The organism is Xenorhabdus mauleonii, assembly GCF_900113945.1.
Classification (GTDB): Bacteria; Pseudomonadota; Gammaproteobacteria; order Enterobacterales; family Enterobacteriaceae; genus Xenorhabdus; species Xenorhabdus mauleonii.
This window is the reverse complement of sequence record NZ_FORG01000022.1, coordinates 1-17,002: the sequence shown is the minus strand read 5'-3', so window position 1 is coordinate 17,002 and position 17,002 is coordinate 1. Positions and strand designations below refer to the sequence as shown.

Here is a 17,002-nt window from a genome sequence, read left to right as displayed (position 1 = left end):
TTTATACCAAAAAATTAAGTTAAATATTCAATTAGATTTGTTATTAAGATTAAATAACGGCAACAAAAATTAAAGAGAGTGACTATATGAAGAAGTTTTTTGCATTTGAGAGGGGATTATATATAAAAGCGACGCTCATTGGTAATACTTCCCCTGTCATTTTCTGAACAGGGGAATTTTAATTCTTCTACTTGTCAATCTTACTGACTCACCGCAGCAAACGTCTCAGCAATCCGCTGTACATTGTGATGATTCACACCCGCCATACAAACACGGCCAGAACCAACCAAATAAACACCAAATTCTTCACGCAGCCGATCAACTTGCTCTTTGCTGAATCCGGTATAACTGAACATACCGTGTTGTTTCAGAAAATGACTGAAATCTTTTTCCGGCAAGGATTTTTGCAATGCATTTACCAATACTGTCCGCATTTCCCGAATACGTAACCGCATTTGCTCTACTTCATCCAGCCATTGCTTTTTTAATTCCGGGTTGTTCAATATTTGAGATACAACTCGAGCACCGAAATTTGGTGGGCTGGAATAAATACGCCGTACACCCGCTTTTAGTTGCCCTAAAATATTTTCAGTCGCTTTCTCATCATCCCCGATAACCGACAATCCTCCCACCCGTTCGCCATACAGTGAGAAAATTTTCGAGAACGAATTACTGACCAGACAAGGTAATTCTGCATCCGCCATTGCACGGATAGCATAAGCATCTTCTTCCATCCCTTCAGAGAAGCCTTGATAAGCAATATCAAGGAAAGGGATTAACTCTCGCTCTTTGGCAACCTGAATCACCTGATCCCACTGCTCATGGGTCAAGTCAGAACCGGTTGGATTATGGCAACATGGATGCATCAAAATAATGCTTTTTGCTGGTAATTTCTTGAATGTTTCCAGCATTTCATCAAATTTTACCCCTTTGGTTTTATCATCAAAATAAGGGTAATAATTGACCTTGACGCCAGCCCCAGCAAAAATGGCGGCATGATTGTCCCATGTTGGATCACTGCACCATACTTCAGAATCAGGGAAATATCGGTGTAAGAAGTCAGCACCAACTTTCAATGCACCTGAACCACCGACCGTTTGAATGGTTGCAATGCGTTTTTGTTGCAACAATGGATGTTCTTTACCAAACAATAACTCTTGAATTGCCACCCGATAGGCAAGCAACCCTTCCATTGGCAGGTAAAGAGACGCTGATTGTGACAGGGCATTTAGTTGTTTTTCAGCGGTTGCCACTGTCTGTAATTGTGGAGTTATACCTTCATCATCGTAGTAAAGCCCGATACTTAAATTGACCTTTTCCGTTCGAGGATCGTTATTAAATGCTTCCATTAACGACAGAATAGGATCACCTGCATACGAGTCAACATTCTGGAACATAACGTTATATCCCTTGCTACTAGGTTATACAAAAAATGCGATGGCAGACAATATATACCCAATTGACTCCAAGTTACAGCACGACAGAAAGTAGCCAATAACCCCGGAAATCTAGGCAACGATGTGACCGGGGCGAATGATAAAATGGCAAGTTACAGTAGCAAGAAATTCAGATAGTAAGGAATAATATTATTTACTGGGTTACTCGTCTAAATATTCCATAACAACACGTGAAGTCAGTTTCGTAATGAGTTCATAAGCGCTTAACCCTGAATGTTCTGCAATTTTCTCAACTGGCAGAACACTTCCCCAAAGCGTCACTTCATCCCCTACTTTATCCTGACATTCAGGCCCTAAATCCACAGTAATCATATCCATGGAAACACGGCCCACCAGCGGAACTTCCCGCCCATTAATAAAGACAGGGGTTCCCGCCGGAGCACTGCGGGGATAACCATCACCATATCCCATAGCAACAACCCCAAGACAGGTGTCACGTTCGCTACACCATGTACCGCCATATCCGACTGACTCACCGGCTTTATGTTTGCGTACAGCGATTAAATTAGATTTCAATGTCATGGCTGGGATCAAATTGAAATCAGCGGCAGTTCTGTCCGCCATCGGCGAGGCTCCGTATGCCATAATCCCAGGACGAACCCAATCCAAATGGGCTTGTGGCCACAGTAACACCCCACCCGATGCCGCTATGGATTTTTCACCGGGTTTACCTGTTACAAATGACATAAAACAATCGATTTGTTGCTGTGTTGTTTCTACGGTAGGTTCATCCGCTCGGCTAAAATGACTAATGATGTTGACAGGCTGCTCAACGTTACGGCAGCGACTCAAGCGTTGATAAAAATCTTCAGCTTCATCAATCCTCACCCCCAAACGGTGCATGCCTGTATCCAGCTTCATCCATACTTTAATCGGATGGGACAAATCCGCCTGTTCCAATGCTTCAAGTTGCTCAATGCTATGCACCACGGTTTCAATATGATTAACAAGCAGAACAGGTAAATCTGCCGCTTCAAAAAAACCTTCCAATAGCAAAATGGGTTTGACGACGCCACCACTACGCAGGGCAAGAGCCTCTCCAATTCGAGCAACACCGAAACAATCAGCACCTTCCATTGTATACGCTGTTTCTAATAAACCATGTCCATAGGCGTTTGCTTTCACAACGGCAATCACTTTACTGTCAGGAGCTTGTGCCCTAACTTGTTGCAAATTGTGTCGCAGAGCGCGGCGGTCGATAACAGCAGTTGCCGCTTTCATTTTGTCCCCTTTTTTATGATCTTTCTCAGTCAGGTTTGGTCAATAAGGGCCTATCCTCATGGGCACTGATTATGATCAATCAGCTGAATATGAACGATAGACACTAAATTTATTCGTCGCTATAGCTTGGCCCTGCGTAATTATCGAACCGTGACCATTGGCCATTAAACGTTAACCTTACCGTACCGATAGGGCCGTTACGTTGCTTACCAAGGATAATTTCTGCCACTCCTTTCAGCTCACTGTTGTCGTGATAAACTTCATCACGGTAGATAAACATGATTAAGTCGGCATCCTGTTCGATAGAGCCGGATTCACGCAAGTCGGAGTTCACTGGGCGTTTATCCGCCCTCTGCTCCAAACTACGGTTAAGCTGGGAGAGTGCAACAACCGGTACTTGAAGTTCTTTCGCCAATGCTTTCAGTGAGCGAGATATTTCCGCAATTTCCAAGGTTCGGTTGTCCGATAAAGAAGGGACCCGCATTAATTGCAGGTAGTCGATCATAATCAAGCTGAGTCCGCCATGTTCGCGAAAAATCCGCCGTGCACGGGAGCGGACTTCGGTCGGCGTCAGACCGGATGAATCATCGATGTACATGTTACGTTTTTCCAGCAGGATACCCATAGTGCTGGAGATACGCGCCCAATCCTCATCATCGAGCTGACCGGTACGGATACGTGTTTGATCTACACGGGAAAGCGATGCCAGCATACGCATCATGATCTGATTGCCGGGCATCTCAAGACTGAAAATCAGAACAGGTTTATCCTGCATCATCGCAGCGTTTTCACACAAGTTCATCGCAAAAGTCGTTTTACCCATTGAAGGGCGCGCAGCGACGATAATTAAGTCTGATTTTTGCAATCCGGCAGTTTTTTTATCCAGATCCTGATAGCCTGTCGAAACTCCCGTTACACCATCATGCGGACGTTGATAAAGTTGTTCAATCCTCTCAACTGTTTCTTCCAGGATCTGCTCAATGCCTTTCGGGCCTTCATCTTTATTCGCCCGATTTTCTGCAATCTGGAATACTCTGGACTCCGCCAAATCCAAAAGCTCTTCACTCGTGCGGCCCTGTGGATCATAACCTGCATCGGCAATTTCATTTGCCACAGAAATCATGTCACGCACGACTGCGCGTTCACGAACGATATCAGCATAAGCATTGATGTTGGCGGCACTAGGGGTGTTTTTTGATAATTCAGCCAGGTAGGCAAAGCCCCCGACACTATCAAGTTCACCATTTTGCTCAAGAGATTCCGATAGCGTAATCAAATCGATAGGTTTACTCATTTCGAGCAAACGTTGCATCTCAGAAAAAATACGCCTGTGGGGACGGCTGAAAAAGTCATTACTGGTGACACGTTCGGAAACATTATCCCAACGTTCGTTATCCAGCATCAAACCGCCCAACACGGATTGCTCTGCTTCCAAAGAGTGTGGTGGAAGTTTCAGCCCTTCCACTTGGCGATCTTTTGGTTCAGCCATACTGTTGTTAGTTGGTTTTTTTCCAGCCATGTATACCGCTTCAATCCACTAAACAAGAACGAAATAGCGCATCAGTATACGCCATGAGAACAGCCTTGAGTAATTATATATAGTCTAGGCTTATAGATAAGACATAATCACTTGATATAAAATCAACAAACTTTATTTCTTAACTAAATTTCCCTCATTTGTTTATATAATTGTTTATACATAAAACACTGAACAAACCTATAAACAAAACATAAGATAAGAACAATATAAAAGAAAGAAAAGAATTAAGAGTGAATTTGAGATAATTAAAAATCAGGCAGTACATTAAATGTACTGAACTATAGAGCGTTGCGACACATTTCATTGGTAGCATAAGAGGTTGTGGTAACAGACAACTGATAGTTATACCAGTAAGAAGATTTCCCCGTAGAGGTTGTCACCTGATCTTTCCATAACATTGCAGCTAGTGCCACCTTATCAAAGCGAATCATACATCTGATTAGACAAGGTGACTATTCCCCTGATATTGCGATATTAGAATATTATTGATTTGATTCTTCTCGGGGTTTGCGATCAATAAAATTACCGTCCATATCTAAATAACGGCTAGGCCATATTACAGAGGGATGTATCTCGAGATAATTGGCAATAATCCACTCGCCTTTAGGCCACGGACGAGAAAGTGTATTTGCTAGTGTCGATGAGCTGAGTCCCGCTTCACGGGAAATAGCTGATAAGGTTGTACCACGCTTGCGTAATGCAGCAATAATATCGGCTTGATGCCAATCTGGTTTGGCATTAATCATCTTTGCTACCCCTTCCATTAATCGAGAAAATTGATGGTGGCGATTCAAGACAGGGTTTGCAGACCGGATGTATCCAACCGGTGAGGCAGAAGCCTCCCCTGCCTGAACCGCCATTGAAAGGGCGATAGCAGACACACTGGTAGAAATTTCCTACCAGTGGGATACATTCAAGGCTGCAAAACCTTGACCACCGGATTTTGCCGATGGCGAGGCTACTTTAATGAATTGGTTTATCAAATTCAATAAGTGAACCAGTAAAACAGCTTAACTTTTTGCGTTATATCCCATAGGACACTTTAGGTCTCTGCTGTTGGTTACTCAAGAGAAAGGCCAAAGCTCACCGGAGGTACTATATGTAGGGTGTAGGCTAATACAGTTTGTTATTTGACGTCCGTGTCCATGCAGAAAGATCCAATTTGGAATCAGCGACAACAATCCACAGAAAAATTAAACTTGCAATTATTCACTCTTAGAAGAAGGCATTTGCACTCGAATAGAAACAAATCTGCCTTCGGGGATATCAATCAAATCACCGTCAACGTAGCCTTCTCTTATATTTCTGGCGAAAGTAGGGGCATCTGAGTGTTCACGGTGGTAAGTCATTAATTTAATGGAGCCATTAGGGAGGACTTCATGGTTGATCCAAATCAATGGTAGTTTGTTCTGGCATAATGGAATATCTATGTTATTCATTGTTCCATCAGTGCCAAGCCCTATAACATTTTGGATTAGATATATCCCTTCAGATAAACGTTGAACAATAGCGCCTTCAGATTCAGCGTTAGTGGTAAAGTTACCGGATGGGTGTATTTCGATGACGGAGAAACTCGGTCTGATATATCCATTGCCATCTTGATGACAATTTTGTCCCAAAGAAAGTACCTCACCATTACCGGCTCGAATTATTCCTCGAGCTGATATATCACCAGTACGAGTATTGATGAAAACTGTAGCCAGCTCCTGAGGGTTATTGTATGTTGGTTTAAAACCGACACCAAACCATGAACGTATCTCTACATTGTTTCCTTCAAAACTGGCATTGTCAGCGGAACCTGCATTAAAACCACCACCACCAACTATCACTGAAGGCGTTATTAACTGTTTGGCATTGATAACACCGCGAGTGCCAATCTCTCCATTGCGAGGATTAAAATAAATATTAGTTTCGTCGTTGAGAGTTGACCTCATTCCAATCCCATTCCATGAGAAAAGCTCAACATTATTACCCTCAAACCCAGCGCTATCTTTACCAGAGTTCAAGATGCCATGCTTCTTCCCCCAATCCCCTGTACCTAGATTCAAGGAGGTTTTTGTCCAGTATCTATTTGCAGTCACTTCACCCTGAATAGTACCTCCAGTTTTAGGATAGGCATTTTGGGCTTGACTGACAGTTTCGTCTAATCCTAAGTTACTCACAAACGCCGCCTTATCCGGTATATCCGCCCCGTTTTGCGCCTTCTCTAAATAGAGATCGGAATTATTATTAAGTGCGTTTTGATTGGCAGTATTCGCTAAATCATAGGCTTTCTTAACAGCTTTAGAGGTTGCGGCGGTTATTTCACTATCGCTATCCACATCATTACTGAGAGTGACAAACCCTCTATCAGTTAGTGTTGCATAGGGGTGATTACGACTTGCAGCGTGTTGAGCAATGGCTGCTTTGATTGACTCTTTGACATATTCCGGCGTAGTAACTGTCACCAGATTGTTATCTTCTGAAACAGGTGCATCAGGCTTCTTATCTTGCATAGTAATTCCCTCATTTAATCAACAATACAGATTGCTAAGTAACATGAAGGCGGTGGGATACTATTCCGCCGAAAGATGTGGGTTAAATTGTTAGTTCAGAATTAAGCTGCTCTGACGATGTAGTTGAATGCTATGTTACGTGGGCGAACACGGAATGTAGTTAAGTATGCTCCACCACCACCTGGATCTAGTGGAACGGCCAAATATGAGTCTCCTGTTTGAGCGTTCACTGGCTCATCAAAGTCTCTAGGCCTGAAGTCGAATCCCTGTTCTCCCTCTGTCCCTTCTGTTTCATATGCACTCATTGGCGGTGAGACAAGAATCCCTGCATATTCCCTTCCTGTTGTTGGATCCTTATATTTATACCCCGCCTTGGCCTTATAGGTATAGACCGATGGCAACATGGTCGCTTGCTGTTTAGACAATAATGTACGGTGAGGATCAATGCCGCGGCCATTATCTAATCCGCGAATAAATTCCCCTCTCAAATCAGGTAATACCCCTTTTGGATAGGCAAGAGCCAGTTTAGGATATCTTTCTGTATCAAATGAATCACCATTACATATCAGCCAGCCTTCGGGTGGTGCTTCTGTCGGCCAAGGAACAGGAACACCAACAGGTAAAGCTAATCCTTCCATTATTGGTTCTAACCCGAGGTTTTTAACAAATTCTTCTTTGTTCGGGATATCAGCTCCGTTCTGACCCTTAGACAAGCGAGTGTCAGCATTATCATTTGCTGTCTTTACGGCCTTGGATGTTGCCACAGTCATTTCACTATCGCTATCGACGTCATTACTTAGAGTGACAAGACCTTGATTTTCTAACGTTGCGTAAGGATGATTACGACTTGCAGCGTGTTCTTCAATTGCTTCTTTAATGGCTTTTCTGACATCGTCCATTGTTGGAACGGTTACGGAACTGTTACTGTTTTGAATACTCATGGTAATTCCCCCATTTAATCAACAATACACATTGCTAAATAACATGAAGGCGGTGGGATACTACTCCGCCTGTGAACATCAATAAAATGGGTTCATCAATATTGGAGAGTACAGATTGACTAATATTTGATAGGTTGCATGTTTTGGTGGCAGGATGACATAAAATGACAGGCAGTAAATTAATAAAATCTATCTGATGACTGATAAAACTTGGTGGAATAAAGGCGAAATTGCTCACCTTTTAACGCTTTGATTTTATCGTTTTTTATCTTGTTGGATAGTTACTAAAAATCAATCAATTAGCTAACCCCCTCAAAGTTATTCAATCGTTGTTGCTGTTCCTCGCTTAAGTTGAACACAAACTCTTCATGCTCAATTTGCCATGTGCCAAAACTCATCAAGGTGGCCTTTGACATGCGGACAGACACGGGAAAAGGCAATAAAACGTGTGACAACCTCAGAATCAAACGCATAAAGCGGGTTATTCAGGTCGTTAAAGTAGCGTTTCACGGCCTGTTTTACCCGTTTACAGGCCGGAATTTTGCCATTTTCGATATCAAATGCGTACTGCTCCCATGCGTTCATAGGCGATCCAGCTCGTCTTCTTCCTCGGTTTCCACCGGATTTTTACGCCGTGATACAGGGTCAAAACCCAGCAACGATGACATTTTTATCATGATTTTTTCGGCATCCGATTTAGCACTCAATGACGGATTTCGGCTCTCACTGCCTTGGCTATTAATAATGCTAAAGCCCCTGATATCAAGGTCTGCCACGGCTTTTCGATAAATAGAGTAATTAACACAGTACAGTTCTAAGTTGTTCCAGTCAGCGGCAGTCAGGTCTTCCCGCTCACTTAAAACTTTACCTTTGGCCTTCCATTGACTGGCGGCAATATCATTAAGGTAAGTTGGCGGTTTTGGCGCTCTTGCCATGATTTTTTTCCTTGTTGTTTTATTTTCAAAAAAAAGTGCCGTGCGTAAAAATTGAAGGAGGGGGCGGTTCCGCTGAAAGGGACACTTGTCATTTTTGCTACCCCACCCCGTTATTTCATTTCGTTATTATTCTTTTGATAACCAGTCTCGATACCTTGCCGCTTCGGTTTCCTGTTGCTGATAAATCCCCTGCTTGCGCTTTGCTTTGGTGATGGGGTCTGTCTGTACGGTTTTACGGTTATGGCAGGTCTGGCATAATGCTTGATGATTGGATGCAGGCCAGAACAGCACATCACTGTCACCCTGTATCGGAATGATATGATCCACAATGCTTGCAGGTGTGTAGACATTTTGCTGTAAGCAATGGGCACATAACGGATTGGCTTTCAGGTAGTACAGCCGATAGCGTCCCCATCGGTTACTGTAACCTCGCTGGGTTCGGGTGCCGCGTTGCTTATCCTGCTGGCGTCTGGCTTCCCGTTGATGTTGCGTGCATCGGCCTGACTTCACACGTTCGCGGCAGTTAGAGTAGCTACAGCGTTTCAAAGGCTGCCACGGCATCAGTAAACTCACACATCACGATAGACAGACCACAGTGATTTAATGGTGAACGGGACTTCTTTAAGCTCAATATCGGTTGCCATTTCCCGATTTTCATATAACAGGCCGATATAAAGCAGGCAGCCCACCTTGATTGCGGGCGTGAAGGCCAAACCAGTATCAAACCGTTTACCAATATGTTGCTGGCAGACTTCCAGCGCGGCTTCGGCATACGCGGTAAGCAACGCATCATCAAGGGCGTCGCTTTCATCAATCCGGCAATGTTGTTTGATTTCATTCAGTGGAATGTCAATATCAGCCATATTTCACTCCTCCCTTGCAAAGCAGCTCTAAGCGGGTGTGTTTCGGATCAGGGATAACGGCAACGATGGCAAAACTCTTGCCGTGGGTGCTGGCACCTTGATAGACAATGCGATTTGTTGTGGCGATATCATCACGGTAACGCAGCCAGATACGCACCGTGGCTTCTGATAACACGGCACCAGAGGCGACCAACTCCCGCCCGCTTATCGGCTGAACTTCTGCCCAAACGTCGGCAATATCCACCCATTTGTTTATCACTGAACCCATAGGCGAGCGGCTTGATTCGTTTTTTTGAAGCGTGATCCGGTGTCTCAATCTGCCTGCTCTCATTTCGTGTTCTCCGTTTGCTTTTTCACTTCTACGGTTTGCTTCCATGCCTGACTAAATTCATCACCACCTTCACGGGGCGATAATCCCTCGCGTTCGCGGGCTTCATTCGGTGACATAACACCGGATTTAATAGCAGTTTCATAGCTCTGGAAACGTTCCCTTGGATTGGCGCGCAGCAAATCGGCTGTATCAAATTCCACCTGATAACGAATCCCCCGTTTTGGCGAGGTCATCAGCAAGGCCGCTTTGATTTGTTGTTCAAAATTGGCAAGCCACGGGCGCATAGTGATGGTCAGAAAAGCGCGGGAGGCTTCGCTAAAGTTGCTGTAGGTACTGTTCGAATACTCTTGCAGAAAGATCGGACTGACGTTGAACATACGGGCGATATCGTCAATGGTGAAGCGACGGGAGGCCAGCCATTCGGCATCTTGGTTACTCATGCCTAACTGCTGGTATTCCATCCCACCTTCAAGGATCGGCGTTTTTCCGGCATTACGCGCACCTTTATAACGTTCGAGGGCTTCCAGTGCCTTGCTTCCCTTGATCCCGTCCAGCCAGTCAGCCGCTTTAATCACGCCCGCCGCCATCATGCCATCTTTCATAATGCTTGCGCCGTGGCGTTGTTGTGCCAGCCCCAAGCCCAGAGTTTCACGGCAAACGGTAACAGGTGATCGCCCAAGAAAACCATCTTCGGTGGCATAACGCAAATGCAGGATTTCTTCCTGTAGATAGGTTTTGGCCTTGCCGCTATAAGGCTCGGTGATGGTATACGCGAACCGATGATCGGATAATCGTTGTGGTACAACCGCTGACGGCGGGTAAGGGTGTAATGACTGTGGCTGACCATCCCGCCCCTAGACAATCACCGCATACGCATTACCACTCAATAAGCAATGACGCATCAGGGTTCGCTTAAACTGGTACGGTGTCTGGCAGTCATTCGGACATTCATTCAGCAAGTAATCAACGGGGTGATCGCTCAACCATTCGCGGGATTCTTTGCCGTTCTGGTGCTGAACTCGATAGAGATAACAAGGCATGGAGGCTACCGCTTCACTAATCACTGTAACGGCATTCATCACAGCGGGTAAGCCTTCTGCCGTAGACGAAGAAACATGTTCGCCTGATTTGGTATTAGCCATGCCTGCCAGAGAAAGAAACTCATCAATACCCATGCTGCGGGTTTCAGGCGTTTTTCGCGTAAAAGGCCACATGGTTACACCTCAGATAGTTGCAGCCAGTAATGACGCAAATCCACAGGGCAGAACTTAGCGGCATTCAGTGAACGCTTGGCAATCTCTACGCCACTTTCAGGATAAGCGGGCATACTCGTAATCGTAATTTCCCGCAATTCAGCTTCCAATACCGTTCTGATATAAGGTGTCTGACGGGTATCCCACTGATCTTTAATGGCACGAAAACCAAAGGACATGCCTTGTATATCCCCGCGTGCAACCAGTGTTAATACATCGTGCCCCAATTGGGTATCTGGCGGCGTTAATTCGAAACGTAATCCGGTGGCATCTTCGGCAAGCTGCAACGTACCGGACGTGGTTCGGCCTAACAGGTTCATCGGGTCATGCTCGTACAATGCCCTGATGTCAGTTCTTGTCGCTAAACTGGTATTAAACGCATTCGGCGCGAACTGTTCAATAAACTCATCCCATAGCACATGTGATCGGCTGTTCCACTTAATCACATAACCTGTCAGCGTCTTATTGGTGGCAGACAGTGAAGCGGTGCGGATTTCAAAATCATTCTTCATTGATAGACTCCAAGACTTGGAAAGGGGCGCGATACCCCTTCTGCTTAGTTGCTGGGTGCTTTCACTTCCAGTACCTTAATCGCGTTGGAATCCACCAGCCCGCCGCCCAGATATTTATCGGTATGTACCTTATAAAATCCCGGCTCAGTGATATTGTCAGGACGGGTACGAATGCCCGTTTCATGGTCAACGATAAAATGGCCACGTTTGAAGTCACCCAGACCGATCACACCCTCCGGCATAAATTCGAGGTAATGGACAGGCAAGCCCAGCAGCATATCCGGATCACCCGCCTGTAAACGTTCCCGCCAGATATAATCACCATTGCCGTTTTTTAGTTTCTGCACCTGAGCGGCTGTATTGGAATTCATCACCCAGACAGCATTTTTACGGTATTTGTTTTTGAGTAAGAATTTCAGGTCAATCAGGCTATCCGCTGAAAGCGCGGTTATTTCCAATTTTTGCAATGTGCCAAATGCACGTACTTTGTCAGCTTGGGTATCACGGGAATAAGACAGGAAGCCTTTCGCTTTTTTGCTACCGTCACCGCTCACGAGATCGGTTTCTTCGGTATCGACAAAAGTGTCGGCAATCTCAGCAGTCAACCAGCCTAAGATATCGACATCGCTAAAATCGATAATCTTTTGGGTTGTCTTGGGGTAGGCGTAGATAGGAAATAGTTTAATGCTGACCTCTTCCATCTTCGGCGTGGCAGTCTCAGTGCGTACCTTGCCTTCTTCGCCGTGTGCCACAGCTGCACCACCGACAGAAACCAATTGCTTATATTCGTTGCTGCGTGTAGTTTTCACCGTACAAATCCGGCGCATGACTGGCTCATCAGTCAGTTGTTGCATGATTTGTTTGTTCAGTTCGGGAATAACGGTATAGCCGCCCTCAGACGGAACGCCCGTGGATAGGGAGCGAGTTTCACCCGCCAGAACATAGTGGCGTAATTCGTCATTGCTGAGCTTTTTGCTGGTCGGTTGGTTTTTTGCCTGACTGCGTTCTTCATCAGCCAATGCTTCATAACGGGCAATTTCAGTATTCAGTGTGTCGGATTGGCTGCGCAGTTCGTCGAACTGTTTGGCTTCATTGGTATTGAGTGAGCGCTTTTCGTTTTCCGCTTTGGTAAGCAGTGAGCGCATTTGTTCGGTAAGGGAAGCCTTTTGTTGGCGTAATTCAAGTAATTCTTTCATGATATTTTCATAATTAATTTATTTTCTCAGTAAGTGATTTTTTTAACATCATGAAAAATAATAAGAAAGAACTCTAGCTATGTTGTTTGAATATACAAAAAATTTAATGCTTGTTGTTTAATAAAAAATTAGATTAAGAACTTTCGTTAAAAATGAAGTAGAGTAAAATACAATAAGTAACACAGTCATTATTCCTTGTGTCTCTCAAGGTCAAAAATTAACAATCAGCGCTATGGTTTTTTCAGATAACTAATTGGAGTATTAAAATGCCTGATAAAGATTCGTTAATATCGTACATAGACAAAATCCGAACAAATAAAATAAACAACGTTCAATTCAATAACATACTAATGGATCGTATTAATTGCCAAATAATATTAAAGCATTTAAATGCGACATCCAGTATGAATGCACACCCTACTATTATGACTATAAATGATTTTGCTAATTCTATAAATGAATTAAATAAATTGAAGAATAATGAGCACAAGAGATTTGTGATTAATGCTGGTGATGATAGAACACATTTTGCCGCAGCTAATGTTTTTAAAGATATGGATAATAATATTTCTATCATTTTTGTTGATTCAAGTCGCGGGAAAAATCAGTTTATTTTTTCCAGACTATATCTTACGATTAATCAACTTAATGATGTTTCCAACATAAAAACCCTTTATATTTACAACCAAATACAAAATAGTGATGCAGATTGCTTGCTTTTTTCACTTCATTTTTTGAAGAAAATGAATAAATATAGTGATCACTTTGTAAAGCTTCATCAAGATCTTTTCAACAATAAAATAGAATTTATTAGAGAAAACCATGCTCCTTACGCTCCAGTACTTGATGATGCCTTATTGAAGGTGGCTAGAGTAGTGCTTTGCGATCAAGCAATAAAATTATTGCCTATTGATTTTTTTAAACATGCACAGTCAATGAAGCTAATGAATACTTATAATAATTACTTCAAAAGTCATTTGGGTGAAATCAATAAGGATATGAAAGCGAATAAACAGCCCGGAGGAAGAGAGACATTAATAGACAGATATAAGCGCCATGAAGTAACCCGCACAATTGACAAAAAAGAACGAATCTACAGTAACTCTATTGAAGAAAAAAGACTTAACCTTGCTGAGGCTGCGCTACGCTGGCTCGATGAGTCATGAATAAAAAATAAGGGTCGTGACTCCAAAGTGTTAATTTGATATTCTTGCATTTTTTCAGTGGAGCGCGATATGACTGTCACGATAGAAGTTGCTTGCCGATATTGCGGTCAAACGGAACCAGTACGTAAGCACGGAACAGGTAAAGCCGGTTTCCCTCGCTATTATTGCAAAAATTGCCAGAAAACCTTTCAACTTAACTATCGTTATAATGGTCATAAGCCTGACATGAAAGAGAAAATTGTTGATATGGCGATGAATGGTTCTGGTGTGAGAGACACCGGTCGTGTTCTAGGTGTTGGCATTAATACCGTTATACGCACTTTAAAAAGCTCTCGCCAAAACAAGTAACAGCGAGGCAGGTCGTCTACGAAGATGTGACTCTTATCTGCGAATTAGATGAACAATGGTCTTTTGTCGGTAACAAAAAGCAACGCCACTGGCTTTGGTATGCGTTTGATACAAAGAGAAAACAGGTAATAGCACATGTATTCGGTTCGCGAACGGATGCGACCTGTCCCAAATTGCTCAACTTACTGATGCCTTTTAGCATTCGTTTCTTCACCACGGATGATTGGGGGAGTTACGCCAGAGAAATTGAGCCTGAAAAACATTTAGTGGGGAAAATTTTTACACAACGCATTGAGCGGCATAATCTCAATCTGCGTATTCACATCAAACGATTGGCAAGAAGAACAATTTGTTTTTCACGTTCGATTGAAGTCCACGAAAAGTTAATTGGCGCATATATTGAAAAACATCATTATAACGCTTTGGAGTCATGACAAAAATAAGAATGATAACCTTTTATCTTTTTAGTTGCTTCTTGCGCTTCTGTATTTACTTTTTCCAGTTACTCTGATTTCGTTTACTTGCCAACCCCCCCTGAAAATCTTTTTCATCCTCTCAGTTATGCACCCTCTGCACAATCCCCTGAAATCCTTGCTACATCTGAGTTTGATGCAATTAACATGATATTCACTGACTGTATCACCTGTTCACCCATTTTTTAGATTAATGAAGAGAATGTAGAGTTGATGTATAGTTTAAAAATAACTATACATCTATTATTTTCTTTTAAATACAGATAGATATTTGAAATTATGTATAGAATGTAGGCCTAAAGCTAAAAGTTTTATACAGGTGATGTAAAATCTCGACACTCAGGCACAGAGGGCAGCCATTCTTCGGCCTCCTCCGATAACTCAACGTTGTAGGAAAAACCTTTCTTGGTTCGCACTTTCCGGTACTCTTTTCGGTACTCCAGCATAATCTTGGGAATGGACTCACCAAATTTGGTTAGTGTCAGCGGACGTTCAAAGCCGTGCGCTTCCATAAAAGAAAGATAAGCATGATATAAATACATTCTCGGTGCGCGTGGGCTGATGTTCTTATTGCCCATCTTCATCCCAGTTGTATCATTGACAGACACCAAATAACCACAAAAGCGATACAGCGGATCGGAATGACTCTTTACCGTTAACGCTTCGTTCGAGTCGCGTTGCGCCTGTAGTAGTTTCTTAGCCTTATTCTGGTCGGCAAATTCGTTTAACAAGTGACGAATAATTACAGGCAGCTCCCGACTGATTTTCTCCGGCAATTGTGGATCTTTCTCGGATTCTTTGACCGGAATATTAAACGGGAATATCACCCGCCGCCGTGCAATGCCACCGTTACGTTCGGTAAAACTCATGGGTTCGTTATTGGTGGCTAATACCACGGCTTTAATGATTATTGAAAACTGCTTCTCGTATTTTCCGTCAACTTCAATCAGGTCGCCGCCTGTAATGGCCTTAATTCCCGCACCTTCACCGACATATTTAACCTGATCGGGCAGTGTAATCAGGCTCTTGCCGACAAACTGATAGCGGCCTCTTGCTTCATCCAGCGCTCTCATATTGCCACTGGCAGTATTGTGCTCTCCCGCCAGTAAGGTAGCAATATACGTAAATACGCTTTTACCGCTGCCGCCTTCGCCTGTTACTTCAATAAATAACTGCCAGTCATAACGGTTTGCCAAAATCATAAACAGAGCCGCTTTGATACGATCCATCTTGTTTTCATTCTTCCCCGCCGCATGGGATAGCCAGCGATAAAAATCGGGAGCATGATCCGGCAAATTTTCACCGACAGCAGGTAGCGTGAATGCAATGCCGTTATGATTCATTAGCCAGTGTTCCGGCTGGTGTGGGGTAAATTGTTGTGTCGATAACGCATACACGCCATTGTTGAACCCGATTAAATCCGACCGTTGTTCGCCAATAACCGGAATTTGTAATTTCATGGCGCAGATAGCGTTATTGATACCATTCGGGCTATAAGGGGTGTCGTGCTGATCAAAGATTGCCACCATTGCGCGACGCAGTTCATTATCTGACACGGTTTCCCATGTCGTGCCGTTATAGTGATAAACCGCTTCGCTTTCAGCATGTACTGCGATTTTTTGGTAATGTTCAACCAACAATGTCCCGCGCTGACTGGCTGCCATTTGTGCCAGATTATTATTGGCTTTTTTGGGTTTAATTTCGTAGTTCTCCGTTGCTTCTGCGTTCACTGGCTCTTTCTCCCTGACCTGATATAACCCGTTGCTAAATGCCTGCTTTGCTGCCTCTATGCCGTGATGCTGACGATAATCGTCCCAGTCGGCTTTATATTCCGTTGGCGGTAACGTTACCCAGCCATTAATCGCTTTAGCGGTCTTTTCTGCCGCTATTTTGCCCACGTTCTTTTTCAGTTTTCTGTTCTTATCCCGTTCTTCCGGCTCGTGCCAGTCATTGTCAGCCGCAAGAATGATTGTCGATTCAGGCCATTGCTTTCTGACCAATTCGGCAACATTCAGTAAATTACTTTCATCAATGGCAGCCAGTACCACACCATTATGTAACTGGCTGACAGTCAGCGCTGTCGCGTAACCTTCGGTAATGATAATGGTGTCCGGCGTTCCGGTAATTTCAGATACCTGAATAAAGCTCCCTTTCTTCTGCGTGCCGGAAACAAGGTGTTTATCACTGTTCGGCTTAATGATTTGTGCGCCGGAAATAGTGCCATCTAATGTCTGAGTCACCAGTAATAGAGAGCCATCTTGCAGTAGCCGC

15 protein-coding genes and 2 pseudogenes are annotated in these 17,002 nt (G+C 43.7%); 2 read left to right on the top strand and 15 right to left on the bottom strand.

The annotated features are described in order from the left end of the window. Positions 1–200 precede the first annotated feature (200 nt). The 14 genes and pseudogenes from BM100_RS17165 to BM100_RS17095 all read right to left on the bottom strand — a co-directional run bounded on the left by BM100_RS17165 (position 201) and on the right by BM100_RS17095 (position 12,744). Positions 201–1,397, bottom strand: coding sequence for an amino acid aminotransferase (locus BM100_RS17165; protein WP_092513164.1), 1,197 nt, complete (start codon positions 1,395–1,397; stop codon positions 201–203). A 201-nt stretch (positions 1,398–1,598) separates the two neighbouring features. Next, positions 1,599–2,678 (bottom strand): alanine racemase, encoded by a 1,080-nt coding sequence (gene alr / locus BM100_RS17160; RefSeq protein ID WP_092513162.1) that lies wholly within the window; start codon positions 2,676–2,678, stop codon positions 1,599–1,601. Between the two features lie 109 nt (positions 2,679–2,787). Next, the gene (dnaB, locus tag BM100_RS17155) at positions 2,788–4,197 is read right to left on the bottom strand and encodes a replicative DNA helicase (protein WP_092513160.1); all 1,410 of its coding nucleotides are present in this window, start codon (positions 4,195–4,197) and stop codon (positions 2,788–2,790) included. Positions 4,198–4,700: 503 nt separating this feature from the next. Continuing rightward, the gene (locus tag BM100_RS17150) at positions 4,701–4,964 is read right to left on the bottom strand and encodes a helix-turn-helix domain-containing protein (protein ID WP_092513232.1); all 264 of its coding nucleotides are present in this window, start codon (positions 4,962–4,964) and stop codon (positions 4,701–4,703) included. Between the two features lie 459 nt (positions 4,965–5,423). Further along, a complete protein-coding gene (locus BM100_RS22675) occupies positions 5,424–6,713 on the bottom strand; it encodes a phage tail fiber protein (protein WP_139216985.1) in 1,290 nt (429 codons plus the stop codon). A gap of 101 nt (positions 6,714–6,814) precedes the next feature. Continuing rightward, entirely contained in the window at positions 6,815–7,654 is an 840-nt protein-coding gene (locus BM100_RS17135; RefSeq protein WP_092513158.1) for a phage tail protein, read from the bottom strand. Between the two features lie 405 nt (positions 7,655–8,059). Further along, a pseudogene (locus tag BM100_RS17130) lies at positions 8,060–8,239 on the bottom strand (terminase large subunit); the annotation flags it as partial. After that, on the bottom strand, positions 8,236–8,589 hold the full coding sequence (locus BM100_RS17125) for a phage terminase small subunit P27 family (protein WP_092513156.1): 354 nt from the start codon (positions 8,587–8,589) through the stop codon (positions 8,236–8,238). The pseudogene BM100_RS17130 and the gene BM100_RS17125, both read right to left, overlap by 4 nt. Before the next feature lie 126 nt (positions 8,590–8,715). After that, complete coding sequence (locus tag BM100_RS17120; protein ID WP_092513154.1) at positions 8,716–9,150, bottom strand: HNH endonuclease; 435 nt, start codon at positions 9,148–9,150, stop codon at positions 8,716–8,718. 8 nt (positions 9,151–9,158) lie between these two features. Next, positions 9,159–9,452 carry a head-tail connector protein gene (locus BM100_RS17115; protein ID WP_092513152.1) on the bottom strand — a complete coding sequence of 98 codons (294 nt, stop codon included), beginning with the start codon at positions 9,450–9,452 and terminating at the stop codon, positions 9,159–9,161. Further along, positions 9,445–9,783: a phage head closure protein gene (locus tag BM100_RS17110; RefSeq protein WP_092513150.1), complete on the bottom strand. Its 339-nt coding sequence runs from the start codon at positions 9,781–9,783 to the stop codon at positions 9,445–9,447. Before BM100_RS17110 ends, BM100_RS17115 begins: the two co-directional genes overlap by 8 nt. Further along, a pseudogene (locus BM100_RS17105) lies at positions 9,780–10,997 on the bottom strand (phage portal protein). Before BM100_RS17105 ends, BM100_RS17110 begins: the two are co-directional and overlap by 4 nt. A gap of 2 nt (positions 10,998–10,999) precedes the next feature. Beyond that, positions 11,000–11,548, bottom strand: a complete 549-nt coding sequence (locus BM100_RS17100; protein ID WP_092513148.1) for an HK97 family phage prohead protease — start codon at positions 11,546–11,548, stop codon at positions 11,000–11,002. A 44-nt stretch (positions 11,549–11,592) separates the two neighbouring features. Beyond that, positions 11,593–12,744, bottom strand: a complete 1,152-nt coding sequence (locus BM100_RS17095; protein ID WP_092513146.1) for a phage major capsid protein — start codon at positions 12,742–12,744, stop codon at positions 11,593–11,595. 266 nt (positions 12,745–13,010) lie between these two features. Here BM100_RS17095 and BM100_RS17090 point away from each other — a divergent pair, with 266 nt between their 5' ends. Both BM100_RS17090 and BM100_RS17085 read left to right on the top strand, forming a co-directional pair. Beyond that, entirely contained in the window at positions 13,011–13,910 is a 900-nt protein-coding gene (locus BM100_RS17090) for a YopJ family acetyltransferase (RefSeq protein WP_092513144.1), read from the top strand. A gap of 69 nt (positions 13,911–13,979) precedes the next feature. Then, a protein-coding gene (locus tag BM100_RS17085) for an IS1 family transposase (RefSeq protein WP_211284515.1) occupies positions 13,980–14,692 on the top strand; the annotation gives its coding sequence in 2 pieces (ribosomal slippage) (positions 13,980–14,232 and positions 14,232–14,692; 714 coding nt in all). Between the two features lie 350 nt (positions 14,693–15,042). On the opposite strand, the gene BM100_RS17080 is transcribed toward BM100_RS17085, so the two are convergent. Further along, the coding region (locus BM100_RS17080) for a primase-like DNA-binding domain-containing protein (RefSeq protein ID WP_092513142.1) at positions 15,043–17,002 on the bottom strand (1,960 nt) is incomplete at its 5' end.